Origin of the sequence: Caballeronia sp. LZ035 (assembly GCF_031451175.1) — a bacterium.
Lineage (GTDB): Bacteria > Pseudomonadota > Gammaproteobacteria > Burkholderiales > Burkholderiaceae > Caballeronia.
The window spans coordinates 2,144,708-2,170,697 of the sequence record NZ_JARUXS010000001.1 but is presented as its reverse complement, the minus strand read 5'-3'; the positions used below and the strand labels follow the sequence as shown (position 1 = coordinate 2,170,697).

The window sequence follows — 25,990 nt, the reverse complement described above, 5'->3', positions numbered from 1 at the left end:
TTTTTCTTAACGCGGCGGAACGCCCGACGGATGACGCGGCGGCTCCTGTGTCCGTGCAAACGCGCCGCGCACTTCGAAGGCGACCGTGTCGACCGCCTGTCCATGCGCATCCACGAGTTCCAGCACGTGCCGCCCGGGCCACGGCAGCCAGGGCGCGCGGGCGGCCTGGCCATACGGCTTGCCGTCGAGACGCCACGCGAGCCGCGCGCCGCTTGCGCTTCGTTCGAACCAGACGCGCTGGCGCGCAGGGGGAATGTCCGGATCGAGCGCGAAAATGGTGCCGTTGGTCGGCGCGCCGATGCGGGCCGCCTGCGCATCGAGACGGCCGCCCGTGACTTCCACGCCCTGTAGCGCGCCGGCCGAGAGTCCGATGCTGCTCATCTGCGTCCCGCGCACGAACCATTCGTCGCGCCTGGGCTCGACGTCGTTCTGATAGCTGACCGTGGTCCGCACCACGCCGGCCGGCGTCGGCGGCGCATCGCTCGCGGAACGCCGGTTCAGATAGTTGACGATCCCGTTCCATATTGGCGCCGCGCCGGTCACGCCCGACACGTCCCACATCGGCTGGCCGTCGGCATTGCCGACCCACACGCCCACGGTGTAGCGCGACGTGAAGCCCACCGTCCAGTTGTCGCGCATGTCCTTGCTCGTGCCGGTCTTCACCGCGCTGAAGCTTCGTGTCGCGAGCACGCTGTCGAAGCCGAAGGTGCGGGTGCGCGCGTTGTTGTCGAAGAGGATGTCGGTGACGATGTAGCTCGCCTCCGCGCTGAACACGCGCGTGCCGGCAGGCGCGGGCGCGTGGTCGGCGAGATCGAAGAAGGGCCGCGCGACGCCGCCGTTCGCCAGCGTGCGATACGCGTTGGCGAGCGACGCCAGCGTCACGTCCGCGCTGCCGAGCGCGAGACTGAAGCCGTAGTAGTCGCCGGCCTGCGTGAGCGGCAGACCGAGCGCGACCAGCGTCTTCGCGAAGCGATGCGGCGTCACCATCACGAGCGTGCGCACGGCCGGCACGTTCAGCGACGATCCGAGCGCCGTGCGCACGCTCACCCAGCCCTTGAAATCGTGATCGTAGTTCTGCGGGATATACAGGCCGCCGCCGGTGGCGAGATCGAGCGGGGCATCGTCGAGCAGCGTCGCGGCGGTGACGCGCTTTTCGTCGATCGCCTGCGCGTAGAGAAACGGCTTCAGCGTCGAACCGGCCTGACGCGCGGCGAGCGCCGCATCGACCTCGGGTGCGTTCGAGAGCGCGCCCGCCGAACCGACCCACGCCAGCACGTCGCCCGACTGGTTGTCGATCACGACCGCCGCCGCGTCGTGCACGTTGCGCGGATGGGCGCGCGCATTCAGTTCGGCGAGCGTGCGCTGAAGCGTGTCGCGGGTAAAGCGCTGCAGGCGCGCATCGAGCGTCGAGCGCACGCGCGTGCCCGCCGCCGGATGCGTTTCGCCCGCAATGCGCCGCGCGAGATGCGGCGCCAGGGCATCGTCGCCCTGGGCGAACGCGGGCGCGGATGCCGTGCGGCTCAGCGCCAATTGCACATAGGCCGGCAGATTGACGCACGGATCGGCGGAAGCGGTCTTGCCTGCGCCGTGCAGCGCCTGCATGTCGCGCAGGATCACGCAGGTGCGCGCCGCGACCTTCGTGTAGGACGCATTGGGCGCGCGGATCAGCGCGGCGGCGAGGGCGGCCTCGCGCTCGTCGAGTCCCGAGGGCGCCTTGCCGAACAGCGTCTGCGACAAAGCCGACAAGCCGACAAGCTCGCCCCGAAACGGCACGAGGTTGAGATAGGCCTCGAGAATCTGGTCCTTGCGCCAGCTGCGTTCGAGCCACAGCGCGCCGATGGTCTGCTCGGCCTTCTCACCGATCGAGCGCCGACCGGCCGGCTTGCCGTTGTCGTCGATGAGACCGGTGAGCTGCATCGTCACCGTCGATGCGCCACGCGTGCGCGTATTCCAGAGATTGCCCCAGGCGGCCGCCGCCGCGCCGTGCCAGTCGACGCCGGCGTGTTCGTAAAAGCGCTTGTCCTCCGATACGACGATCGCCTCGCGCAAGGCCGGCGACACATCCGCGAGCGCGACCCAGTCGCCGCGCCGCGCGCGCGTGTCGATGCGCGTGCGTTGTAGCGGCGTGCCGTCGCGGGCGAGCAGGACCCAGTCGGAACTGCGCCATGCCGCGCGTACTTCATCGAAGCGCGGCGACGCATGGGCCGCCGCGCTCAGTAGCGCGAAGACACAGAGGAGCGCGGCGCGTCTCATGTCGTCACTTCGCGCTGAGCGGCTCGACCACCATAGGCGCATTCGGCAGCGCGCCGAACGCCGACGGCGCGTAGAGCGCTTCGACGCGCGTCGGCGGCAGGCCGAAGGTGCCGGGATTGTTCAGCCGCATCGTGTATTCGACCTGGATCTTGCCTTTCGGCAGATAGTCGTAATACGCGCGATAGCCCTCGAAGCCGCGCTCGACGAACGTCGGCCACGCACCGCCGCCCGCTGTTTTTTCGCCCGAAGTCGCCGCCGCCGAATCGCGGCCGAGGCCGGAGCCGAGAATCGTCGCGCCGGCGGGGATCGGATCGTTGACGACGACCCAGGTCATGTCGCTTTGCGCGTCGATGTCGAGATGCACTCGCACGATGTCCCCGCGCGAGAGCTTGCCTTTCACGGAAGGATCCACGGGCGTCAGCGTCTTCGAGATGCGGTAGCCCGCCGCGAAGGGGGCTTTCAGCGCGACCGCCGCCAGGCTTTCGATGGTCGCCCAGGGATTGCCGGTGCCGTCCTGCGTCAGCGCGAGCGAGCCGGTGGTCCACTGCAGCAGCACGCTGCGCCGCTTGGCGAGCTTAACCGACGACGCGGCCGGCGGCGCACCATTCCACGCGATGTCCTGCGTAGCCGCGCCCAGCTTGATCGACGTGTGTCCGGTGACCGGCGTGCTCTCGAACAACTGCGAGAAGCGGCTCACGGCCAGCGTGCCCCACAGGTTCGACGTAGTGGTCTGCCATGCGCCGTTCTTCTGCAGCGCGAGCAGCCCCGCGACGATGCGCGGCATCTCCTCCTTCCAGCCCGGCGCGTCGGCGAAGAGTAGCGCCGTGTGCGCGGCATTGGTTTCGGTGCCGGTCATGAGCCACCAGAGATCGTCGTCGCGCTCGGTCGAAAAGCCGACGCGGGTGCCCTGATACGTGAGACGCGCGCGAATGATCTGTTCGGCTTGCGCGCGCTTCGCTTCACGTTCGGGGATGCCGTCGACGCGCGACAAAATCGCGTAGTAATCGAGCACGGCGGAGGTCGGCCATTGATCCGGCGCAATCGTGATGGAACCGAGCATGCGCGGCTGCGCGAGTCCGTAGCGCGACAGCGCTTCGATGGCCGCGAGTTTCTCGAAGTCGAGATCGTTGCGCGGCGCCCAGAACTTGCGCGTGATCTTGCCTTCGACGAAATTCGCCAGGCCCGCCGCCATCTGTCCGCGCAGGTCGGCGGGCAGCGCGAAGCGGCTGTCCAGCCGCGCCGCTTCGTCCGACACGGCCAGCAGGTACGCGGTGAGCGCGGGACTGCCGGTCGGACGTTCGTCGTCGGCGGGAGGAAAGTAGTTCGCGAGGCCGTCGCGATCCAGGTAGGTCGGCATCTTCGCGAGCACCGCCTGCCATTGCGTCGCGTCCAGCAGACCGAGCGCGCGCGAGGTCTGCTGCTCCAGGCAGTTGTACGGATAGCGCTCGAACCAGCGGCGCACGCCCGGCAGGCCGTCGGCGAGCTTCGGCTGCAAGGACACCGCGATGCCGCCGCGCACCGCGCCGTCGCCCGAGAGGCTGGCATCGGCGGGTGGCGCGACCGGCAGCGTGAGCGAGCCGTCCACTTGCGCGAGGGTTGCCTGCTGCACGGTGACGGGAATCGCCGGAACGACGCGTTGCGTGATCTTCACGGCGTCGCTTGCCTTCGGGCCGGCCTGTTCCGCCGCGCTGACCTCCCACGCGAGACTCGCGGATGACGCGACGCCCGGCACGTCGGGCATCGTGACGTCCCACGCCACGTCCTGCGACGCGTTCGCGCCGAGTTCCACGGTGCGCGCGTCGAGCGCCAGCGTCCCGGCGTGCGGCGTGACGACGACTCGCATCGCGCGCGGCGTCGTGTTGCGCAGCGTGAACTGCGCGCGGAACGCGTCGCCGACGCGAATCAGCGGCGGCAATCCCGAGATCAGTTGCAGGTCCTGCGTGCTCTGGATCGACGCACTGCCGGTGCCGAAGCGCCCCGCGCCGACCGCCGCGACCGCGACGATGCGAAAGCGCGTCAGCGCATCGTTCAGCGGCACATCGACTTTGGCTTCGCCTTGCGCATCGAGCGTGACGCGCGGATTCCACAGCAACAGCGTGTCGAACAGCTCGCGCGTGGCGGCATGACCGCCGCCGCCGCCCGCCGGCACCGCCTTGCGTCCGAAGTGACGCCGCCCGATGATCTCCATCTGCGCCGTTGCCGTTTCGACGCCGTATGCGCGTTGCTGGAGCATCGCGTCGAGCACGTCCCAGCTTTGATTGGGCATCAGTTCCAGCAGCGCCTCGTCGACCGCCGCGACGGCGATCTGCGTGCCGGCGGGCGCGGGCTTGCCGTCGGGCAGCGTCACCTTGACCTGCACGTGCGCCTTGCCGCGCACCGTGTAGGACTTCGCGTCCGGTGTCACGCTGACCGCGAGCCGGTGTGACGCCGTGCCGACCTTGATCGACGCGAGCCCATAGCGGAACGCGGGCTTCGACAGATCGACGAGCGGCGTCGGCGCCTGATACTGGCGGCCTTCGTACCAGAAGGCGCGGGCCCAGTCGAGCGGCGCTTTCCATCCCCAAGTGAAGAAGGAGTACCACGGCACGTCGCGGATGCGTCCGCGAATCGCGAGCACCGATACGTAAACGTTCGGCCCCCACGAATCCTCGACCTTCAGTTCGACGGTGGGATCGCGGCCATTGAGTTCGACCACCCGCGTCTCGACGATGCCCTCGCGCTCCACCGCGACGAGCGCCGTGGCCGAGCGGAACGGCATGCGCACCTGGAAGCGCGCTGTTTCACCGGGCTCGTAGGTGGTTTTCTCGGGCAGGACGTCGATGCGGTCCGTGTTCTCGCCGCCGAACCACAGCTCGTCCTCGCGCGTGACCCACACGGAGGTGCTGGCGTTGGCCGCGCGGCCGTCGCTGTCTTTGGCGATCGCGATCAGATCGACATTGCCGGCCTCCTTGATCGCGACGTCGCACGAGACGATGCCGTGATCGTCGCTCTTGCCGCTGCACAGCGCGCCGAGGTCCTTGGTTTCGGTGTGGTTGTCGTACGCATAGAAGCCGCCGACCATGCGCTTGCGCGAGCTCGACATGATGCGCGCCACCGCCTTGATTTCCACGGCGACGCCCGCGCGCGGCTTGCCTTGCAGATCGAGCGCCAGCGCCTGCACTGGCAGCTTGCCGCCCACCGATACCCAATGGCCCGCCTTCACGCCGACCGCCACCGCGGCGGGCCACAGCGTCGTGCCGCCGCTGATGGTCTGGATCTCGCCGTTCGGATCGGCGAAGCTCGCTTCGAGCGCGAGGCGCTTCGGCGCTTCCACCGCGGGCAGCGGTTTGATCGTGAGCTTGCCGGCGCCGTCGCGATCGAGCGTCACGCGCAGCTTGTCGGCGATGAGTTTTGTCGTGGCGTCGGCTTGCTGCTCGCTGTCTTCGTCCTCGGCGGGCGCGCTGGCGCCGTCGCCCGACGGCTTGCGCCACGGCGCGAAGCTGTACGCGTCGTATTGCGCGGCGAACGGCGGTGCGACGTCGCGCACCAGCGCCGACACCTGCACCGGCAGGTTCGATGCCGGTCCGCCCTGCACGTATTCGAGCCGCACCGCGACCGGCGCGTCCTGCGCGGCGACGAGACCGGGCGACGCGCTGTCGCCGGCGGTGATCGAGCCTTTGAAGACCGGCAGACGGAATTCCTCCACCCGGAAGCTGCCCGATTCATACGACTGGGTGACGCCGCTGTCGTCGGCGTCATCATCGTCTTTCGCGAGGGAAGCGGCGGCGCCGTTGTCCAGCGTCACCGTGTATTCGCCAAGCTTGGCCGCGACCGGCACCGTGAAGGTGGAGTCGGCGCTGTGGTCGGCCGCCCAGGTGAGCGGCATGTGCCAGGTCTGGCCGCTGCCGGTGTGCCGGATCGTCACGCGGCCCGGATTGGCGGGCGCAAACCCGAAACCGTTCAGCGTTTCGACGCGCAACAGATGCTTCATCGACACCGTCTCGCCGGCGCGCAGCAGGGTCCGGTCGAACACGGTATGCGCGCGCACGCTGCGCGTCGTGCTCATGTCGGTCGGCACGTTGAAGCGCCACGACTCGATGCCGCGATTCCAGTCGGACAGCACGAACGCCATGTCCGGCCCGGTGACCGGATCGTTCACCCGCGCCGAAACAAAGAAACCGCTCCACGCGAGACTGTGCTCGTTGCATTCGCGCACGGCGGCCAGCGTCTTGCCGATTGTCGCGATACCTTGCGCGTCGGTTTTTGCGGTGGCGATCTCGTCGCCGTTGCAGTCGGTCACGCGCACGTCGGCGTTGGCGACGGGCTTGCCGTGATCCAGCGACGTGACCCACACGACACTGTTCTCGCGGCCCTGCTTGAAATGCACGCCGAGATTGGTGACGAGCACCGAGGTACGCACGTACATCGGCTGCGGCTTGCCGAGCAGCGACGCGCCCAGCGCCGGCGAATGCAGTTCGACGACATAGAAACCCGGCTTGGCGAGCGGAATGCCGACCACTTCGAAGGGCCGCAGCGCCTTGGGATCGGCGGCGGGCAGCGTCAGCGTCTCGACGCCCGCGCGTCCGGCGAGCATCGACAGCGAACGGACGTCGATCTGCGGATCCTTCGACACCGTGCCGTCGCTGTTCGGAATCACGACCGGGCGGATGCCGTTGCGAAGCATCTCCGGCATGCGCTCCTGGATCATCGAACGCGACATGGAGATGCCGTCGAACTGATCGACGGCGCGCATCCATTGGCGGATGTCGCCGTCGGCGTCGAGCTTGAGCTTCGTGATCTGCGCGGTGCCGGAATTCAAGCCCTGCACGTGCAGGTCCGCCTCGACGTGCCGCAGCGTGACCGGCAGCATCGCGGGCATGCCGGGCTCCGCGAAGCGCTCGATGATGCCGAACGCGCCCGACGAGAACTTGGCGAGCGGCGGCATCGGCGCGGTGGCGGTCTTGAGCGGGAACAGGTCGGCATTGGCGAGCGTTCGGCCGCTGACGTCCTTGAGATTCGCGGGGGCGTCGATGGTGAGATCGGCGTGCTCCGGCAGCGGCGCCGCGAACTCGACGGCACTCACTTCCGCATCCTTGTCACTGTCGTCGAAATGAGGCGCAGCGCTTTCCTTCGGCCCGCGCAGCACGAACTTCTGCGCGTCCGCACGCGTGATCGGCGCGCTGAAGTTCAGGCGCAGCGGACGCAGCGGCGTGCAGGGCGCCTTTGCGTTTTCGCGCTCGCACGAGAAGCTCGCGGTGAAGGGCTCGCGCACGGTGAAGTCGAAGCGTTTCTCGACCTCGTTGGCCATGCCGCTCGGACCGGTGACGCCCGCGCCGTAGACCAGCTGCATCTTGGCCGCCGAGGGCAGGGTTTGCTGGCAGGCGAGCGTCAGCACGTTGCCGGCTTCCTTTTCCAGCCGAAAATGCTTTAGGAGGGCGGCGCGGGTGGCGTCGTCGAGCAGGCGCACCGGAATGCGGTTGCCGAGCGCACTGGATTCACACCACACGTGTTCGCGCACCGAAGCCGGCGTGGCCGGGCCGTTCAGGCGCAGCACGAAAGCCTGGTTTTCTTCGATATCGCCATATCCCGGCAGAACGCGGGTGACGAACGGACCGCCAGTCTGGAAGGCGAAGTGGCGCGGACCGGACAGCGCGTTGCCCGCGACGGACTTGAGGTTATCCGCGAGATCGAGCGAGCAGCGCACGCCGGGCGGCAGGTCGTTCTCGAAGTCGAAAGCCCAGGTCCGGGCGTCGATCCAGCGGCCCGAGCCCGCCGTGGCCGCGCCGCTGCACACCAGCTTGCCGGGTGCTGCGGCTGCTGCGTTGCCGAAGGCGATCATCGGCTCGTCGAACTTCGCGACGACCTGGCGCACCTGCGCGACCTTGCCCTGCGGCGACACGCTCGCGATGCGCGCGGCATCGGCCCGATGCATCGACGCACCGAAACCGAGCGCGGCGATCAACCCGGTTGCAGCCAGAATCCACTTTTTTTGTGACGTTGTTATGCGGCTCATCCACTCGCTCCGAGATGCTCTCGACGCGAGATTCTACTGGACGCTTACGTCATTCTTTCTACCCATCGTTTGCGGGTTCGTTTTCGACGACCTGGCTGCGTCAGTCCGCATCGACGCGCGCCACGCGCCGCAGGCTGACGCGCCGCCAGTAGAGAAACAGTCCGATGCCCGCGACGCCCAGGCTCACCGAGTTGGCGATCCAGAAGCCGCGCGCGCCCTGCAACCCTTCCGGCACGCCGCCGCCGATATCGAAGCCCAGCAGATAACCGCCGCCGAGCCCGATGCCCCACAGCGCGACCGCATAGATCAGAGTGGGCACCAGCGTCACCTTGTAGGCGCGCAGGACGAACGCGGTCGTGACCTGGAGCGCGTCGCACAGGTGATAGAAGAAGATGATCAGCACGAGCGGCATGGCGGCCGCGATGACGTGCGTATCCGGCGTATAGGCGGCGATGATCAGCGGGCGCGCCGCGACGAGAATCACGCCATAGACCAGCGCCAGCACGCACGCCACGCCGATGCCGTGGCGCGAGATCGATCGCGCGTCGTCGTAGCGGCCGGCGCCGAGCGCCTGCGACACGAGCGTCGAGGACGCAATGCCGATCGACAGCGGCGTCATGTACAGCACCGCGCCGAGATTGCCCGCGATCTGATGGCCGGCGAGGGTGGTCGTGCCGAAGCGCGAGATGAACAGCGCCATGAAGGTGTACGAGGTCACCTCGATGAGATAGGAGAAACCCATCGGAATGCCCAGGCGCAGCAGCGCGAGCTGACGCCGCCAGACCGGCCAGCAGAACTGCGAAAAGATGCCGAACGGGCGGAAGAACTCGAAGCGCACCAGCACCGTCATGCCGACGATCGCCAGCGCCCAGTTGATGAGCGTGCTCGCGAGCGCACAGCCGGGACCGCCGAGCGCCGGCACACCGGCGCCGCCGAAGATGAACCAGTTATTGAGCGGAAACTTGAGCAGCAGCCCGCCGACTTGCAGGAACATCACGAGGCGCGGCTTGCCGACGGCGTTGGTGAGCGAGCTGTAGACGCGGAACGCGAGGCTCGCGGGCAGGCCGAACGACAGAATGCGCAGATAGTCGACCGTGCGGTCGTGCAGCGCGGGCGGCGTCTTCGCAAGCGACAGCAGCGGTTCGGGATGATAGAGCAACACGAAGCCGATGACCGCGAGCGCGACGGCAAGCCACAGCGCCTGACGCGTCTCCTCGCCGATCTCGCTCTCGCGGCCCGCGCCGAAGAGCTGGCCGGCGATCGGCTGCAACGCCACCAGGATGCCCGTCAGGCCGATATACACCGAGATATAGATCGAACCGCCGAGGCCGAGCGCGGCGAGATCGGTGGCGGAGAAGCGGCCGACCATCGCGGTGTCGATCACGCCGAACGCAATGATCGCAAGCTGGCCGATCAGCACCGGCCAGGCCAGCGCGGCGATCTTGCGCACGTCGCTCAGCATGCCGGTCGTGCTGGCCGGGGGCATCGGCGGCATCGCGTTATTGCTTCCGGCGCAGGCTTCTCGGACGCAGCGGCTTCGCGGGCGGCGGCGTCGGACGCTCGATGCGCACGTACAGGCGGAAGCGCTCGTCCCGGTCCGCGACGCGCCGGCCCTCCCACACCAGCTTCCACTCGAATGCCGAAAGCGACGACGGTTCGCCGTAATCCGCCCGGTCCTGGCGCAGGATCACGTCGCAATCCTCGTCAAACGCGAAGTGCATGCCGCCGAAATAGGCGAAGGTCGCAATCTGCGCGTCGCCGAGCCGCACCGGCGAAATGCAGGTGTAATCCGGCGGCAAGTGGTCCGCGATCTGCTCCGCGACATCGCGATACGTGCGGCTGTAGTTGACCACAGGCAACCACAGCGTCATGAGCAGCACCCACATCAGCGTGGTGCCTGCACTGGACAGCACGACGCTGCGCCACAGCACCTTCGGATGCCGCGCGAGACGCCAGCGGGCCAGCAGAAACCAGCAGACGGTCACCGCCACGGCGCAGGCGAATGAAAGGAGCTTGAACTCGGGATGGAAGCCGGGCACGAGACGCGCGAGATTGCGCGCCATCGACGCCGGGAAGCCGAAAATGCCGGCGGTCCACACGAGCCACACCAGCGTGCCGATGATGGTGAAGCTCAACATCGCGAACCAGTCGATGGCATTGATCGCGCCGCGCTTGAGCGTAGGCAGCGCGAAGGTGGCGAGCACTGAGAGCGGCGGCAGCAGCAGCATGAAGAGGCGATTGGTTTCATGCGCCTGCAACACGACCAGCACAAGCAATGGCCCGATGATCGACAGCGGCACGCCCACGTGCGGCGAGCGGCGCATGCCGCCCCAGCTGACGAAGGCCCACAGCGCGAGCGGCCAGGCCGGCCAGGTGAAGAGCGGCAGGTTCTTGACGGCGTAGCCGAAGATCGAGCCAGGCGTGCCGGAGAAGAAGGAGAAGCTGTTGCGCCACCACTGGCGCAGCCACCATTCGCCGTCGTCGGGATAGAAATGCAGGGCCGGGAGCACCCAGGCGGCGATCAGCAGCACCGCAACCGGCAGGCCGTAGACGATCAGCGGGCGGGCGCGCACTTGCTTGACGATAATCGTCATCGCGAGCGTGCAGAGCAGCAGCGCGAACACCAGCACCGGCGAACTCGACAGCGCCACGACGCCCAGCGCCGCGCCCCACACGAGGCCGCCGTGGATGGGCTTGTCAAGGCTGCGCACGAGGCCGTAGAGCAGCATCGCGGTGCCGGCGAACTGCGCGAGTTGCGCGGTGGTCTCGTGGCCGCGCTCGGCGAGACCGAAGCAGGCGAGCAGGATCAGAAGGGCGCCGTCGGCGAGCGTGCGGCCGTAATCGCGCGGCTCGGGTTCGCCGCCGAATGCGTATTTGAACGGCTGGGCTTCGTCGCGGCGGCCGAGCAGATAGGCCGAATACCACACGAAGGCGCAGGCGAGACAGAAAAGCAGGCCGGTGACCACGCGCGAGGCGTTGCTTGCATCGACCCACGGGCTCAGCAGACGGATGGCGGATGCGCCGAGCCAGTACATCAGCGGGCCATCGGCGGTGGGCGCCTTGCCGACGAGATTCGGCAGCAGCCAGTCGCGGGCGTCGCCGTTGGCCATCGTCCACATCACGCCGAAGCCTGCCGCGTCCTCGTTCTTCCACGGATCGCGCCCGAACAGGCCGAACGACGCATAGACGATGCAGATGGCAAGCAACAGCCAGCGCGGCAGGGCGCTGGTGGCGGAGGCAGTCAGACGAACGACGGATCGCATGCGATAGGCTGTATGGAAAACGGTCCCGGTGGCGGCGCGGGCTTCGGCCGCAGGCGCGGCGGGCAAAGCGGACGCGGCGGGGCTTGAGCAACCGGCATTGTAGTCGCGCGGCGGCATTACCGGCGCGTCGATGGAATTTGCCGTAACGGGGTGATGCAATTGTCACGGTGCGAGCAAGGACGATGCCGCGCGCGGGGCCGATGCGAGCCGGAACACAAAGCATCCGGCGACAAAAAAAAGGGCAGCGAGAGCTGCCCTTTTTGCTGAGTCCGTGAAGCCCGACTTACTTCTTGGTGGAGAAGCGCGCGAACTTGTTGTTGAACTTCTCGACGCGGCCGGCCGTGTCCATGATCTTCTGCTGGCCGGTGTAGAACGGATGCGATTCCGACGACACTTCGATCTTCGCGAGCGGGTAGCTCTTGCCTTCGAATTCGGCGGTTTCGCGCGTCTGGATGGTCGAGCGGGTCACAAACTTGAAGTCGTTCGACATGTCGATGAACAGGACTTCGCGGTAATTCGGGTGAATGCCTTCTTTCATGGTCTTTCCTGGTATCTGGCGGTAGCCAACCCGCTGCGCTTGTCTGACGCTTCTCTGTGACGCTTCTCTGAAACGTCCGGCGCGAGTCACTTGCCTAGGGTCGAAAAACGGCGATTATGCCAGAAAATCAGTCGGTTGACACTTCTTTGCGAGGTTTTTCGTCAGGCGCCGGCGGAGTCCAGCGCGCCCGTGCCCGCCGGATCCTGCCGGTAATAGCGCGCCAGCAGCCGGTACAGCTCCGGATACTCAGCCTCGAAGGGCCGCGGCGTGACGAACAGCGCCTCGCTGCATACCGCGAAGAATTCGGAGGGATGGTCCGCCGCGTACGGGTCGATCAGCGAGTCGCGCTCGAAACGGCTCCAGCGCCGCTCGGGCACCGCGTCCACGCGCGCGCAGAACTGGTCGTAGGCATTGTCGAAGATGTCGGCGAAGGCGGTGGTGTCGAGCGGCGCATGCCAGCGGCGGAACAGCGGCGGATGGCCGTCGGCTTCACCCGTCACCATGTCGAGCTTGTGCGCGAACTCGTGGATCACCACGTTGTAGGCGTCCGCGCCATCGGCCATCTGCGCGTCTTCCCACGACAGCACGACCGGACCGCCTTCCCAGGCCTCGCCGCTTGCATCGTGCTCGACCTCGTGCACCACGCCGTCCTCGTCCTCCACCGTCTTGCGGATGACGAACTCGCCCGGATAGACGATCACGCCCACCCAGCCGCGATACAGGTCGAGGTCGAGATTCAACACCGGCAGGCAGGCCTGCGCGGCGATGGAGACGACCATCGCGTCGGTGAGGTCGAGATCGTGCGCGGTGGAGAATTCCTTCTGCGCAATGAACAGGCTCGCGGTTTCACGCAGGCGGCCGAGATCCGCATTATCCAGATGGCCGAAGCACGGATAGGCGTCGAGCGTGCGTTGCCACAGGGTGTCGTCGATCGCATATTTGCGCAGCGTGCGCGCCCGGCGTTGCGCGCCGAACCAGCGGGAAAAGAGGTTGGCCATCGGATGAGCGGTTGGCTTCGACAGACCGGATTGTACGGAGGCCGGCCGGCGCGGGGCGTAAAAAAACCGCCTGGCGGGCAGGCGGTTTTGGATGTGGGCAGAAGCAGCTGGATCAGCTGCCGCCGCGACGCATCATGTCGAAGAATTCGGCGTTGTTCTTCGTCTGGCGGATCTTGTCGAGCAGGAATTCCATGGCTTCGACTTCGTCCATGTCGTGAATGAACTTGCGCAGCACCCAGACCTTTTGCAGCAGGTCCGGCTTGATGAGCAATTCTTCGCGACGCGTGCCGGACTTGTTCAGGTTGATCGACGGATAGACGCGCTTTTCCGCGAGGCGGCGCTCGAGGTGCACTTCCATGTTGCCGGTGCCCTTGAACTCTTCGTAGATGACGTCGTCCATGCGGCTGCCGGTTTCGATCAGCGCCGTGCCGATGATGGTCAGCGAACCGCCTTCCTCGATGTTGCGCGCCGCGCCGAAGAAGCGCTTCGGACGTTGCAGCGCGTTGGCGTCGACACCGCCCGTCAGCACTTTGCCCGAAGCCGGCACGACGGTGTTGTAGGCGCGCGCGAGACGCGTGATGGAGTCGAGCAGGATCACGACGTCGTGCTTCATCTCGACCAGGCGCTTGGCCTTCTCGATGACCATTTCGGCGACCTGCACGTGACGCGCGGCGGGTTCGTCGAAGGTGGAGGCGATCACTTCGCCCTTCACCGAGCGCTGCATTTCCGTGACTTCTTCAGGACGTTCGTCGATGAGCAGCACGAACAGCACGATGTCCGGATGGTTCTGCTTGATGGCGTGCGCGATGTGCTGGAGCATCACGGTCTTGCCCGACTTCGGCGATGCGACCAGCAGGCCGCGCTGGCCCTTGCCGATCGGCGAGATCATGTCGATGATCCGGCCCGTGACGTTTTCCTCGCCGCGCATTTCGCGTTCGAGCGGTAGCGGCTTGTTCGGGTGCAGCGGCGTGAGGTTCTCGAACATGATCTTATGTTTCGAGGCCTCGGGCGGCTGCCCGTTGACTTTGTCGACCTTCACCAGCGCGAAATACCGCTCGCCGTCCTTCGGCGTGCGCACTTCCCCTTCGATGGTGTCGCCGGTGTGCAGATTGAAACGGCGGATTTGCGACGGGCTGATATAGATATCGTCCGTGCTCGCAAGATACGAAGTCTCGGGCGAACGCAGGAAGCCGAAGCCGTCGGGCAGCACTTCGAGCGTGCCGTCGCCGAAAATCGTGTCGCCGCCCTTGGCGCGCTTTTTAAGAATTGCGAACATCAATTCCTGCTTGCGCAGGCGGTTCGCATTTTCGATCTCGAGGCCATTGGCCATCTCGATCAGTGCCGATACGTGCTGAGACTTGAGCTCGGATAAATGCATACGGATTTCCCGCCAGGGAGAAGAGGTGCGACGAAAAGATTTGGGAGAAGAGGTGAGCGGAACCGCTCGAGACTTAATACTTCTTGAACTCTTGTGATTCTAGCATAGCACACGCCGCTTGAGCCTCGGGTGGGCGTTGGGCGGGGCTTGTCGGCCGATGTTGTCGTGCGACAACATCGGCTGCACCACGAATGCGCGCGGGTAAAGGCGCAGGTGGCATGGAGGGCGCTGACGTTGGGCCGCGCCCGCCGGTGACGCTGTTACAGGTTGCTGTCGAGGAACGCGGTGAGTTGCGACTTCGACAATGCGCCGACCTTCTGCGCGGCGACTGCGCCGTTCTTGAACAGGATCAGCGTGGGAATGCCGCGCACGCCGAACTTGACGGGCGTCGATTGATGTTCGTCCACATTGATCTTCGCGATCTGCAGGCGATCGCCGTAATCCTTTGCGACTTCGTCGAGGATCGGGGCAATCATCTTGCACGGACCGCACCACTCGGCCCAGAAATCGAGCAGGACAGGTTTATCGGACTTGACGACATCCTGTTCGAAAGAAGCGTCGCTGATGTGCTTGATTGATTCGCTCATTGTCTGAATACCTCTATTGATTCGAGGCCCGCGTTTGAATGCTCGCCACGATAGATCAAAACTTAAGGAGACCACGTCGCCGCTGAGCGCGACTTAACCGGCTCGCCGTGCGCCGAAACAGCGGGCGAACGGCGGCAAATGTTCCATCAGAGGGCCGCGATGCACCATTGCGTGCCGCCTGTGGATGATTCACTCATCATCTTAGCCTACTTTGCTATCCGTTGCCGGGTGCCGATAGCGATGATCTGAGGGTGAAATCGGCGAGTACAAGAGGCATATTGAAACATTGAGTCGATGCACGCGTTTCGCGTCAAGCCTTCCGGGCGCTCGCCGTTGCATGATACAATTCGTCGTGACGGGCCTCCTCGCATGGTGGCGTGGTCAACCTGGTCAGGTCGGGAACGAAGCAGCCACAGCCGCTTTCCACCAGTGCCGAGGGTCAGGCTCGTCACCTTCCGCTTTATCTTCTTCTCGTTTCTCGTTGTACTCCCCCTCACGTTTTTTCGGTCTTGCTGAAGCGGCTTCGTCGCGTCCGCAAACAGCATGCTCGCGCCCGTGTGCGGCCTGTCGGAACGGGCGTTGCGCCAGGTCGTTGCTGATACAATTTCGCGCATGACCTATCAAGTTCTCGCACGCAAATGGCGGCCGAAATCGTTCGAGTCGCTCGTCGGCCAGGAGCACGTCGTTCGTGCGCTCACGCACGCGCTCGACGGCGGCCGCCTGCATCACGCCTATCTCTTCACGGGCACGCGCGGCGTCGGCAAGACGACGCTCTCGCGTATCTTCGCGAAGGCGCTCAACTGCGAAACCGGTGTGACCTCGAAGCCGTGCGGCGTGTGCCGTGCGTGCCGGGAAATCGACGAAGGGCGCTTCGTCGACTATGTGGAAATGGATGCAGCGAGCAATCGCGGCGTCGATGAAATGGCGGCGCTGCTGGAACGCGCCGTGTACGCTCCCGTCGATGCCCGCTTCAAGGTCTACATGATCGACGAAGTGCACATGCTCACCAATCACGCCTTCAACGCCATGTTGAAGACGCTGGAGGAGCCGCCTTCGCACGTCAAGTTCATTCTCGCCACCACCGATCCGCAGAAGATTCCGGTCACCGTGCTGTCGCGCTGTCTTCAGTTCAACCTGAAGCAGATGCCGGCCGGGCATATCGTCGGACATCTGGAGAACATCCTCAAGGAAGAGGGCATCGCCTTCGAGCAGCAGGCACTGCGGCTGTTGTCACGCGCGGCGGACGGCAGCATGCGCGATGCGCTCTCGCTGACCGATCAGGCCATCGCCTATTCGGCCAACCAGGTCACCGAGGAAGCCGTGCGCGGCATGCTTGGCGCACTGGATCAGAGCTATTTGATCCGTCTGCTCGACGCGCTCGCCGCTGGTGATGGCGCGCTCGTGCTCGACATCGCCGACGAAATGGCGCTGCGCAGCTTGTCTTTCTCCACCGCGCTGCAGGATCTCGCGAGCCTGCTGCATCGCGTTGCGTGGGCGCAGTTCGCGCCGTCCTCGGTGCTGGACGAATGGCCGGAAGCCGCCGACATCCGCCGCTTCGCCGAGATGCTGTCCGCCGAACAGGTGCAGCTCTTCTATCAGATTGCGACCGTAGGCCGCGGCGAACTCGGTCTCGCGCCGGACGAATACGCCGGCTTCACGATGACGCTGCTGCGCATGCTCGCGTTCGAGCCCGCCGGAGGCCCCGGCGGCGGCGGTGTCGCGGTGAGCGCGCCCGCGCCCGCCAGGCCGGTTCGCGGCGCGGCGCTGGCCGGCGCGATGGCCGAGCGCGCGGTCAGCCCGGCGCCGGTTTTGAAGGCTACGGGGTCCGTCGAGACGAAGGCTGTGGCGCCCGCGGCGCTTGCGCCTGTCAGAGAGCGTGAGCGGCCGGAGGCGGCCGCGTCGGCCGATACACCTACGGACCAACTGGCAGCTGTCGAAGCACGTGAAGCGGCGTCGGTCGCGAACAAGCCCGTGCCTGAAGCGATGCTGGTCGCGAACAAGCCTGCGCCTGAAGCGGTGCAGGTCGCCAACAAGCCCGTGCCCGAAGCGGTGCAAGTCGCGAACAAGCCTGCGCCTGAAGCGGCGCCGGTCGCGAACAAGCCCGTGCCCGAAGCGGTGCAAGTCGCGAGCAAGCCTGCGCCCGAAGCGGTGCAAGTCGCTAACACGCCTTCGCTCGAACCGGTGCCAGTTGCGAACAAGCCTGCGCACGAGGCGGCGGCCGCGAACAAGCCCGTACTCGAAGCGGTACCGGTCGCCAGCAAGCCTGATTCCGAAGCGGTGCAAGTCGCGAACAAGCCCGTGCCCGAATCGACGCCAGTCGCGAACCAACCTGTGCCTGAAGCCGCGCCAGTTACAAACACCCCTCTGCCCGAAACGGCACCGGTCGCCAACAAGCCCCTGCCCGAAGCGGCCCGGCAAGCCATCGAGGAAGCGGCGCCCGCAGCGGCTCGTGCATCCAGAGCCGAACCCACCACCCCGCGTGCGGCGGGCGGTGCGAGCGCGGCGCTCGAAGTGCTGCGTAGCGCGGGCATGCGCCTTTCATCGGATCGCGGCACGCGCGGGGCCGCCGCTGCGGAAGCTGCGGCGAAGCCCGCACCGAAGGCAGCACCCAAGCCCGTCGTGCCCGTGCCGGTTCCCGCCGCGCGCCGCGAAGCCGTCGCGGTAGCCGAGCAGCCACAGCAACCGCCGCAGCCTGAAGCCAAGTCCGCTTCCGCCGGCACGTCGAAAGTCGTCCCGCCGTGGGAAGACATGCCGTCCGACGACTACCCGCCGCCGGGCTCGGAAGACGAGTACTTCATGCCGCCCGACGACGGTTTCGTGCCCGCGTTCGACAGTGGTCCCGACGACCTGCACTTCGGCAGCGAGCCGTCCCCGCGGACTACGCCGCAACCAAAGGTCGACACAACGCCGTTGCCGCCCGCCGTGCCGCTCGACGCACTCGGCCTGACGCTCGAATGGGCTGCGCTTGCGGTCGATCTCCCGTTGAAGGGCGTGGCTTACCAGCTCGCGTTCAACAGCGAGCTCACCGCCTGCGACGCCTCGTCGCTCACGCTCGCGGTGCCGGTGCAGATGTACACCGACGCCGCGCACGTCGCGAAGCTCAAGGCCGCGCTCGCCGAGAAACTCGGCCGTGCGCTCGAAGTCAACGTCACCGTCGGCCCCGCGCGCCGCACCGCCGCCGCGCTCGATGCCGCCGCGCGTGCCCGGCGCCAGCAGGAAGCCGAGCAGGAGATCACGCAGGATCCGTTCGTGCAGTCGCTGATCCGCGATTTCGGCGCGAGCATCGTGCAGGGATCGATCAAGCCGATCGCCGCGACGGGCGCGAATCCGTCTTGACGAAGCACGTCGTGCAGCCGCATTGAATACCGGGCGCCGTGTTCGCGCGCGCACCCGTCCGCCACACGTTTTCCAGTAAGGAGCCGAACCATGATGAAGAACCAACTCGCCGGGCTGATGAAACAGGCCCAGCAGATGCAGGAAAACATGAAGAAGATGCAGGACCAGCTCGCGCTGATCGAGGTCGAGGGCCAGTCGGGCGCCGGTCTCGTCAAGGTGACGATGACCTGCAAGAACGACGTCAAGCGCGTCTCGATCGACCCGAGCCTGCTCGCCGACGACAAGGACATGCTCGAAGACCTGGTCGCCGCCGCGTTCAACGACGCCGTGCGCAAGGCCGAGGCCACCACGCAGGAAAAGATGAGCGGCATGACGGCCGGCATGCCGATGCCGCCCGGCTTCAAGCTGCCGTTCTGAACCGCGCGCCGCGCGCCGGACGTCTCTGGCCGGTGCGTCACGAGGACACATGAAACAACCTTCCGCCCTGGCGGCGCTGGTCGAGGCGCTGCGCGCGCTGCCCGGCGTCGGCCCGAAATCGGCGCAGCGCATGGCGTATCACCTGATGCAGCATGACCGCGCCGGCGCCGAGAAACTCGGCGCGTCGTTGTTGTTCGCGACCGAGCATCTCAAGCACTGCGCGCAGTGCAACACCTTCACCGAAGCCGAGATCTGCGAAGTCTGCAGCGACGAAGAGCGCGACCCCACGTTCCTGTGCGTGGTCGAAACGCCCGCCGACCAGATCATGCTCGAGCAGACCCTCACGTATAAGGGGCTGTATTTCGTGCTGATGGGCCGGCTGAGTCCGCTCGACGGCATCGGACCGAAGGAAATCCATTTTGAACGCCTGATTAGCCGCGCGCTCGACGGCATCGTGCAGGAAGTCGTGCTCGCGACCAACTTCACGAACGAAGGCGAGGCCACCGCGCACTATCTTGCGCAGACGCTCAAGGCGCGCGGCCTGAAGGTGACGCGTCTCGCGCGCGGCGTGCCGGTGGGCGGCGAACTCGAATATGTCGATGCGGGCACCATCGCGCGTGCGATGCTCGATCGGCGCTCCGTATGAAGGACCTGATCCGATGACTGAAACCGAAGCCCTCGCGCTCGCCACCCATCGTCATTACAAGGGCGGGCTGTATCGCGTGATCGGCGTCGCGCGGCACTCGGAAACCGAGGAAGCGATGATCGTCTACGAACATCTGTGGCCGCACGAACGCGGCCTGTGGGTGCGCCCCGCGGCGATGTTCAACGAAACCCTCGCCGACGGCACCCCGCGCTTCAAGCCGCTCGACATGCCGCTCTGAGCCTGCACAAAAAAATCCCAAGGAGACACGTCATGAGCACCACGTCCGGACCGCTTGCCGGCGTCAAAGTGCTGGAACTCGGCACGCTGATCGCCGGCCCGTTCGCCGCGCGCTTCATGGGCGAGTTCGGCGCCGAGGTCATCAAGATCGAAGACCCGAACGGCGGCGATCCCTTGCGCAAATGGCGCAAGCTTTATCCGGAAGTCGGCGGCACGTCGCTGTGGTGGGCGGTGCAGGCGCGCAACAAGAAATCCGTGACGGTGAATCTCAAGGCCGAGGAGGGCAAGGAGATCGTGCGGCGGCTCGCGAAGGAAGCCGACGTCGTCATCGAGAACTTTCGCCCCGGCCTGCTGGAGAAACTCGGGCTCGGCTACGAGACGCTCTCGGCCGAGAATCCCGGACTCGTGATGGTGCGGCTCTCGGGTTATGGCCAGACCGGTCCGTATCGCGACCGGCCCGGCTTCGGCGCAATCGCGGAATCGATGGGTGGCCTGCGCCACATCACCGGCTATCCGGATCTGCCGCCGCCGCGCATCGGTATTTCGATCGGCGATTCCATCGCGGCGCTGCACGGCGTGATCGGCGCGCTGATGGCGCTGCATCACAAGCAGGTGAACGGCGGCAAGGGACAGGTGGTCGATGTCGCGCTGTACGAGGCCGTCTTCAACATGATGGAAAGCGTGGTGCCCGAATACGGTGTGTACGGCATGGTGCGCGAGCGCACCGGCGCGTCGCTGCCGGGCATCGTGCCGTCGAATACGTATCCGTGCCGCGACGGCAGCGTGGTGATCGGCGGCAACAGCGACCCGATCTTCAAGCGGCTGATGAACGCCATCGAGCGCGCCGATCTCGCCGACGATCCCACGCTCGCGTCGAACGACGGACGCGTGCCGCGCACGCAGGAAATCGATGCGGCGATTGCCGCATGGCTTTCGACGCGCAGCATCGACGAGGCGCTCGCTGTGCTCAACGCGGCCGAGGTGCCGGCGGGGCGCATCTACAGTGTGGCCGACATGTTCACCGATCCGCAATTTATCGCGCGTCAGATGCTGCAACGCTTTCCGTGGCAGGACGGCCACGAGATCACGCTGCCGAACGTCACGCCGAAGCTTTCCGAGACGCCGGGCGAGACCCGCTGGCTCGGACCGCAGCTCGGCGAACATACGGATGAAGTCCTACAGACGCTCGGGTATCATGCCGACGATATTGCGCGGCTGCGCGCGGCTAGGGTAATCTGAACCCGGCCTGAACGCGTGCTCACGCGCGAGAGACAACAACAAAGTCCAGGAGACTAGAACGATGAAACGCAGAACCTTCCTCGCGAGCGGCGCCGTGCTCGCGGGTGGCGCACTCTCGAACATGCCGCTCGCCTTCGCCCAGGCCAAGCTCGAACAGAGCAAGGTGTCCATCGCCGTCGGCGGCAAGAACCTGTTCTACTACCTGCCGCTCACCATCGCCGAGCGCCGCAACTACTTCAAGGACGAAGGGCTCGACGTCGAAATCTCCGACTTCGCCGGCGGCGCCAAGGCCTTGCAGGCCGCAGTCGGCGGCAGCGCGGACGTCGTGTCCGGCGCGTTCGAACACACGCTGTTGTTGCAGGCCAAGAACCAGTATTTCCGCGAATTCGTGCTGCAAGGGCGCGCGCCGCAGATCGTGCTCGCCGTCTCGAAGAAGACGATGCCGAACTACAAGTCGGTCGCGGACCTGAAGGGCAAGAAGATCGGCGTGACGGCGCCGGGTTCGTCCACGTCGATCATGGCGAGCTTCGTGCTCGCGCAGGCCGGCCTCAAGGCATCGGATGTCGCGTTCATCGGCGTCGGCGCGGGCGCGGGTGCGATTGCCGCGCTGGAGTCGGGGCAGATCGACGCCATCGCCAATCTCGATCCGGTCATGACCAAGCTCGAGCGCGCGGGCGAGATCCGCATCGTCTCCGACACGCGCACGCTCGCGGACACGGTCAAGGTGTTCGGCGGCAACATGCCGGCCGGCTGCCTGTATGCATCGCAGAGCTTCATCACGAAGAATCCGAACACCACGCAGGCCTTGACCAACGCGATGGTGCGCGCGCTCAAGTGGCTGCAGAGCGCATCGGGCAAGGACCTGATCGCGGCGGTGCCGGAAAGCTATCTGCTCGGCGATCGCGCGCTCTATCTCGATTCCTGGCAGCACGTGAAGGAAGCGCTCTCGCCGGACGGCCTGATGCCCGCCGACGGCCCCGCAACCTCGCTCAAGACCTTGCAGGCCTTCGACGAAACCGTGAAGGGCAAGCCGATCGATCTCTCGAAGACCTGGACCAACGACTTCGTCAAGAAGGCGCTCGCCAACGTCAAGGCCTGACCGATGTCCTCGTCTTCCACTCCTGCGCTCGAACTGGCCGACGTCACCTGCACGTTCGTCTCGCGCGCGAGCCGCACGGACCGCTATACGGCGGTCCGCGATACCACCCTCGCGATCGCGCCGGGCGAATTCGTTTCCGTCGTCGGGCCGACCGGCTGCGGCAAGTCGACCTTGCTGAACGTGTCGGCGGGACTGCTCGCGCCTTCGTCGGGCGCCGTGAAGGTGTTCGGCGAGCCGCTCGACGGCATCAACCGGCGCGCGGGCTACATGTTCCAGGCCGACGGCCTGATGCCGTGGCGCTCCGCGCTCGACAACGTGACGGCGGGCCTCGTGTTCCGCGGCATGTCGAAGCGCGATGCCGACGCGCGCGGCGAGGAATGGCTCAAGCGCGTGGGCCTGGGCGGTTTCGGCGATCGTTATCCGCATCAGCTGTCGGGCGGCATGCGCAAGCGTGTCGCGATGGCGCAGACGCTGATCCTCGATCCCGACATCATCCTGATGGACGAGCCGTTCTCCGCGCTGGACATCCAGACGCGCCAGCTGATGGAGAACGAGCTGCTCGACCTGTGGGCCGCCAAGCGCAAGGCCGTGCTCTTCATCACGCACGACCTGGACGAAGCGATCTCGATGTCGGACCGCGTTGTCGTGCTGGCGGCGGGGCCGGGCACGCATCCGATCGGCGAGTTCAGGATCGACCTGCCGCGTCCGCGCGATGTCGCCGAGATCCGCTCGCATCCGCGCTTCGTCGAACTGCACGCGCAAATCTGGGGCGTGCTGCGCGAGGAAGTGTTGAAGGGCTACCAGCAGCAGCTGAAGCCCGCCGCCGCCGAATAAGACCAAACGATCATGTGGAACAAGCTGCGCCCGAATCGCGGGAATCTCATCGTGTGGCAATGGCTGTTGCTGCTCGCCTGCTTCGTGCTCTGGTACGTGCTGACGAGCCCGACGCTCCTGCCGCCTTTCTATTTCGACGACGGCTCCAAGGCCGCGTTCTTCTTCGGCGAGCCGCAGAAGGTGCTGGTGCGCATCTGGGAGTGGTTCACCAGCGGCGAAATCTATGTCCATCTGTGGGTGACGCTGATCGAGACCGTGCTGGCCTTCGTGATCGGCACCGTGTCCGGTCTTGGCGTCGGCTTGTGGCTCGCGCTCGCGCCCTTGACCAGCGCGCTCCTCGATCCCTACATCAAGGCCGCCAATTCGATGCCGCGCGTGATTCTCGCGCCCATCTTCGCGGTGTGGTTCGGCTTGGGCATCTGGTCGAAGGTGGCGCTCGGCGTCACGCTGGTGTTCTTCATCGTGTTCTTCAACGTCTATCAGGGCGTGAAGGAAGTGAGCCCGGTCGTGCTCGCCAACGCCCGCATGCTCGGCGCCAATCGCAAGCAGCTGTTGCGGCACGTCTATCTGCCGAGCGCGACGAGCTGGGTGTTCTCCAGCCTGCATACGTCGGTCGGGCTCGCGTTCGTCGGCTCGGTGGTCGGCGAGTATCTCGGCTCGGCGCGCGGCGTCGGCTATCTGATCCTGCAGGCCGAAGGCACGTTCGACATCAACACGGTGTTCGCCGGCATTCTCGTGCTGACGGCCTTCGCGCTCGTGCTCGACGGCCTCGTCGCGCTGGCCGAGCGGCGCCTCATGAAGTGGCAGCCGAAGAGCGGCGACACGGAGAAACTCTAGGCTGTCACACAGACATGGTCAGATAGCGGCCGCGATGTTGCCGCGGTCGCCCTTTCTGCCGACGGGCGCGACAAAACATGTCAGTTGGTCTGGCGCAGTTCGGTTATGGTCGTTAGAGAAGACTGAATCGGCGGCGCGGCTGCATACATCCGGTGCATCGCTGCAAGGTTCGGCTCACTTACCGCGCCATGAAGCGACCCCACGCCTGCCGTCGTCCTGACCGCAGGTGCCATCCGCTGGCGGCGCGGGGTTCACTCACGCGTTTGCGCCCGTCCAGCATGAGATTGCAAGTCGACACCACGGTTGCCGTGGCCTTGCCACAGCCGATCGGAGACAGCCTGATCGGGCTCGTCCTCGTCAATAATCTCGTCCGCAATGGCTATCGTCCGGTGGTGTTCGGCTGGGTGGCGGAGCAACTCGCGGACTGGCTGCCCCACGTGAAAGTCGGACGGACCGGGGTGCATGCGGACGCAGGTTTCGCCGATCATCGCGGCGCATTCGATACCGTCATCGAGCTACGGCCCACCCGTTTCGGTCCCGCGCTGAGCCGCACCGGGCGCACGCTCTGTCTGTCGGCGTTGCCCGAGTACGGCGGCTCGAAGCACATGGTGGACCGTGTGGTCGATATCGGCGTCAACGTGCTGCATCTGCGCGACGTCACGCGGTCCAACGGGCTCGTCGTGCCGCCCGGCGTCGTGCGCGGAAGGGTCGCGCACCGGGTGGTCATCCATCCCACCGGCAGTCATCCCGAAAAGATGTGGGCGCGTCATAAATTCCTGGCGTTGTCCCGTGCGCTGACACGCCGTCAGTTGTTGCCGAGCTTCCTGGTCGCGCCCGCCGAACTCGCCGGCTGGGACGACCTTCCGCGCGAAGGCCACGAACTCAACGCGCTCACGCGCCTGGGCGATGTCGCCACGTGGATCGCCGAATCGGGCTGGTTCATCGGCAACGACTCCGGGCTCGGGCATCTGGCGTCGGCCATCGGCGTGCCTACGCTCACGTTGTTCATGCGGCGCGGACTCGCGCGCTCCTGGCGGCCCGGCTGGGGACCGGGCGCGGTGGTGCTGCCGCCGTCGGTGGTGCCGTTCGCGGCCTTGAAGGAACGGTTGTGGAAACAGTTGCTGACGGTGCATCGCGTGATGTCGGCGTTCAGCGATCTTCAGGGCGCCCAGATGCGTCCCGCCGATTACCCGCTTTATATGCGGCGTGACGTCGACCGCGCCCACGCGCGCATCCTTCCCGACGCGTAGCGCGCGGCTTCACATCTCGATCACGATCTTCCCCGTCACGCGACGGTTCATCATGTCGTCGAGCGCCTGCGGTGTCTGGTCGAGCGTGTAGCGCCTCGTGATGACCGGACGCAGTGTGCCCGCCTTGATCCACTCGATCAGCGCGGCGAATTCCTGTTCGGCGAGCGCGTGCTCGCGCTTCATGTGATGCCCCCAGAACACGCCGACCACGCTCGCGCCCTTCAACAGTGCCAGGTTGAGCGGCAGCTTCGGAATCTCGCCGTTCGCGAAGCCCACCACGAGATAGCGCCCGCGCCAGCCGATGCTGCGAAACGCCGGTTCGGCATACGCGCCGCCGACGGGGTCGAAGATCACATCGGGACCGTTGCCGCCGGTGAGTGTCTTGATGCGTTCGCGCAAGTCTTCATGAGCGTAGTCGATGACATCGTCGGCGCCGTGCTCGCGGCAGAACGCGAGCTTCTCCGCGCTCGACGCCGCCGCGATCACGCGCGCGCCGACCAGCTTGCCGATCTGGATCGCGGCGAGCCCGACGCCGCCCGCCGCGCCGAGCACGAGCAGCGTGTCGCCGGCCTGCAAGGCGCCGCGATCGACCAGCGCGTGATACGACGTGCCATAGGCGAGCATGAACGCGGCGGCGGCGGAGAATTCGAGCGTGTCGGGAAGCGCGATCACGTCCGTTGCGTTGACGCGCGCCTGTTCGGCGAACGCGCCGTGCGCCGCATAGGCGGCCACCCGCATGCCCGGCGCAAAACCGCTGACGCCGGCGCCCACTTCACGCACGACGCCCGCGAACTCGGCGCCCGGCGTGAACGGCAGCGGCGGCTTGAACTGGTACTTGTTCTGGATGACGAGCACGTCGGGGAAATTCACGCTGGCGGCTTTCACGTCGATGACGAGTTCGCCCGCTTCCGGATGCAGGTCAGGCAGCGTCTCGATGGCGAGCGTGGCGGGCAATCCGTGTTCGTTGCAGCGTACGGCGCGCATGGCATCTCCTCGTTGAAGAGGCTTCAGTGTAGGGCAGGGACGGCGCCCGAAGCGAGTCTGGAGGGCGTCGTCGCGTCAGGGTTCCTCGGTTACAATCGCCGG

At 66.2% G+C, this 25,990-nt stretch carries 18 protein-coding genes and 1 other RNA gene; 10 read left to right on the top strand and 9 right to left on the bottom strand.

Annotated features, from left to right (window positions below):
- Positions 1-6: 6 nt before the first annotated feature.
- The 8 genes from pbpC to trxA form a co-directional block, all read right to left on the bottom strand.
- A complete protein-coding gene (pbpC, locus tag QCE88_RS10195; RefSeq protein WP_309901502.1) occupies positions 7-2,253 on the bottom strand; it encodes a penicillin-binding protein 1C in 2,247 nt (748 codons plus the stop codon).
- A gap of 4 nt (positions 2,254-2,257) precedes the next feature.
- Positions 2,258-8,245 (bottom strand): MG2 domain-containing protein, encoded by a 5,988-nt coding sequence (locus tag QCE88_RS10190; protein WP_309901500.1) that lies wholly within the window; start codon positions 8,243-8,245, stop codon positions 2,258-2,260.
- A gap of 100 nt (positions 8,246-8,345) precedes the next feature.
- A complete protein-coding gene (locus tag QCE88_RS10185) occupies positions 8,346-9,707 on the bottom strand; it encodes an MATE family efflux transporter (protein ID WP_309903499.1) in 1,362 nt (453 codons plus the stop codon).
- 37 nt (positions 9,708-9,744) lie between these two features.
- Positions 9,745-11,508, bottom strand: coding sequence for a glycosyltransferase family 39 protein (locus QCE88_RS10180; protein ID WP_309901498.1), 1,764 nt, complete (start codon positions 11,506-11,508; stop codon positions 9,745-9,747).
- Between the two features lie 283 nt (positions 11,509-11,791).
- Positions 11,792-12,046: a type B 50S ribosomal protein L31 gene (locus QCE88_RS10175; protein ID WP_309901496.1), complete on the bottom strand. Its 255-nt coding sequence runs from the start codon at positions 12,044-12,046 to the stop codon at positions 11,792-11,794.
- A 161-nt stretch (positions 12,047-12,207) separates the two neighbouring features.
- Complete coding sequence (locus QCE88_RS10170; protein WP_309901494.1) at positions 12,208-13,044, bottom strand: zinc-dependent peptidase; 837 nt, start codon at positions 13,042-13,044, stop codon at positions 12,208-12,210.
- 112 nt (positions 13,045-13,156) lie between these two features.
- The gene (gene rho / locus QCE88_RS10165) at positions 13,157-14,422 is read right to left on the bottom strand and encodes a transcription termination factor Rho (RefSeq protein WP_309808516.1); all 1,266 of its coding nucleotides are present in this window, start codon (positions 14,420-14,422) and stop codon (positions 13,157-13,159) included.
- A gap of 260 nt (positions 14,423-14,682) precedes the next feature.
- The gene (trxA, locus tag QCE88_RS10160; protein ID WP_008349330.1) at positions 14,683-15,009 is read right to left on the bottom strand and encodes a thioredoxin TrxA; all 327 of its coding nucleotides are present in this window, start codon (positions 15,007-15,009) and stop codon (positions 14,683-14,685) included.
- A 354-nt stretch (positions 15,010-15,363) separates the two neighbouring features.
- Between trxA and ffs the strand changes: the two genes are divergently transcribed.
- The 10 genes from ffs to QCE88_RS10110 all read left to right on the top strand — a co-directional run bounded on the left by ffs (position 15,364) and on the right by QCE88_RS10110 (position 24,904).
- Positions 15,364-15,462, top strand: an RNA gene (gene ffs, locus QCE88_RS10155) — signal recognition particle sRNA small type.
- 159 nt (positions 15,463-15,621) lie between these two features.
- On the top strand, positions 15,622-18,345 hold the full coding sequence (gene dnaX, locus QCE88_RS10150) for a DNA polymerase III subunit gamma/tau (RefSeq protein ID WP_309901491.1): 2,724 nt from the start codon (positions 15,622-15,624) through the stop codon (positions 18,343-18,345).
- 90 nt (positions 18,346-18,435) lie between these two features.
- Positions 18,436-18,762, top strand: coding sequence for a YbaB/EbfC family nucleoid-associated protein (locus QCE88_RS10145; protein WP_014191628.1), 327 nt, complete (start codon positions 18,436-18,438; stop codon positions 18,760-18,762).
- Between the two features lie 49 nt (positions 18,763-18,811).
- Positions 18,812-19,408: a recombination mediator RecR gene (gene recR / locus QCE88_RS10140; protein ID WP_309901489.1), complete on the top strand. Its 597-nt coding sequence runs from the start codon at positions 18,812-18,814 to the stop codon at positions 19,406-19,408.
- 13 nt (positions 19,409-19,421) lie between these two features.
- Entirely contained in the window at positions 19,422-19,646 is a 225-nt protein-coding gene (locus QCE88_RS10135) for a DUF1653 domain-containing protein (RefSeq protein WP_309808513.1), read from the top strand.
- Between the two features lie 32 nt (positions 19,647-19,678).
- Positions 19,679-20,884 (top strand): CaiB/BaiF CoA-transferase family protein, encoded by a 1,206-nt coding sequence (locus QCE88_RS10130; RefSeq protein WP_309901487.1) that lies wholly within the window; start codon positions 19,679-19,681, stop codon positions 20,882-20,884.
- 61 nt (positions 20,885-20,945) lie between these two features.
- The gene (locus QCE88_RS10125; RefSeq protein WP_309901486.1) at positions 20,946-21,983 is read left to right on the top strand and encodes an ABC transporter substrate-binding protein; all 1,038 of its coding nucleotides are present in this window, start codon (positions 20,946-20,948) and stop codon (positions 21,981-21,983) included.
- A 3-nt stretch (positions 21,984-21,986) separates the two neighbouring features.
- Positions 21,987-22,817 (top strand): ABC transporter ATP-binding protein, encoded by an 831-nt coding sequence (locus tag QCE88_RS10120; protein WP_309901484.1) that lies wholly within the window; start codon positions 21,987-21,989, stop codon positions 22,815-22,817.
- Positions 22,818-22,829: 12 nt separating this feature from the next.
- Positions 22,830-23,654, top strand: coding sequence for an ABC transporter permease (locus tag QCE88_RS10115; protein ID WP_309832441.1), 825 nt, complete (start codon positions 22,830-22,832; stop codon positions 23,652-23,654).
- A gap of 278 nt (positions 23,655-23,932) precedes the next feature.
- The gene (locus QCE88_RS10110) at positions 23,933-24,904 is read left to right on the top strand and encodes a glycosyltransferase family 9 protein (protein WP_309901482.1); all 972 of its coding nucleotides are present in this window, start codon (positions 23,933-23,935) and stop codon (positions 24,902-24,904) included.
- Between the two features lie 9 nt (positions 24,905-24,913).
- On the opposite strand, the gene QCE88_RS10105 is transcribed toward QCE88_RS10110, so the two are convergent.
- Positions 24,914-25,888, bottom strand: coding sequence for an NADPH:quinone oxidoreductase family protein (locus QCE88_RS10105; RefSeq protein WP_309901479.1), 975 nt, complete (start codon positions 25,886-25,888; stop codon positions 24,914-24,916).
- Positions 25,889-25,990 lie beyond the last annotated feature (102 nt).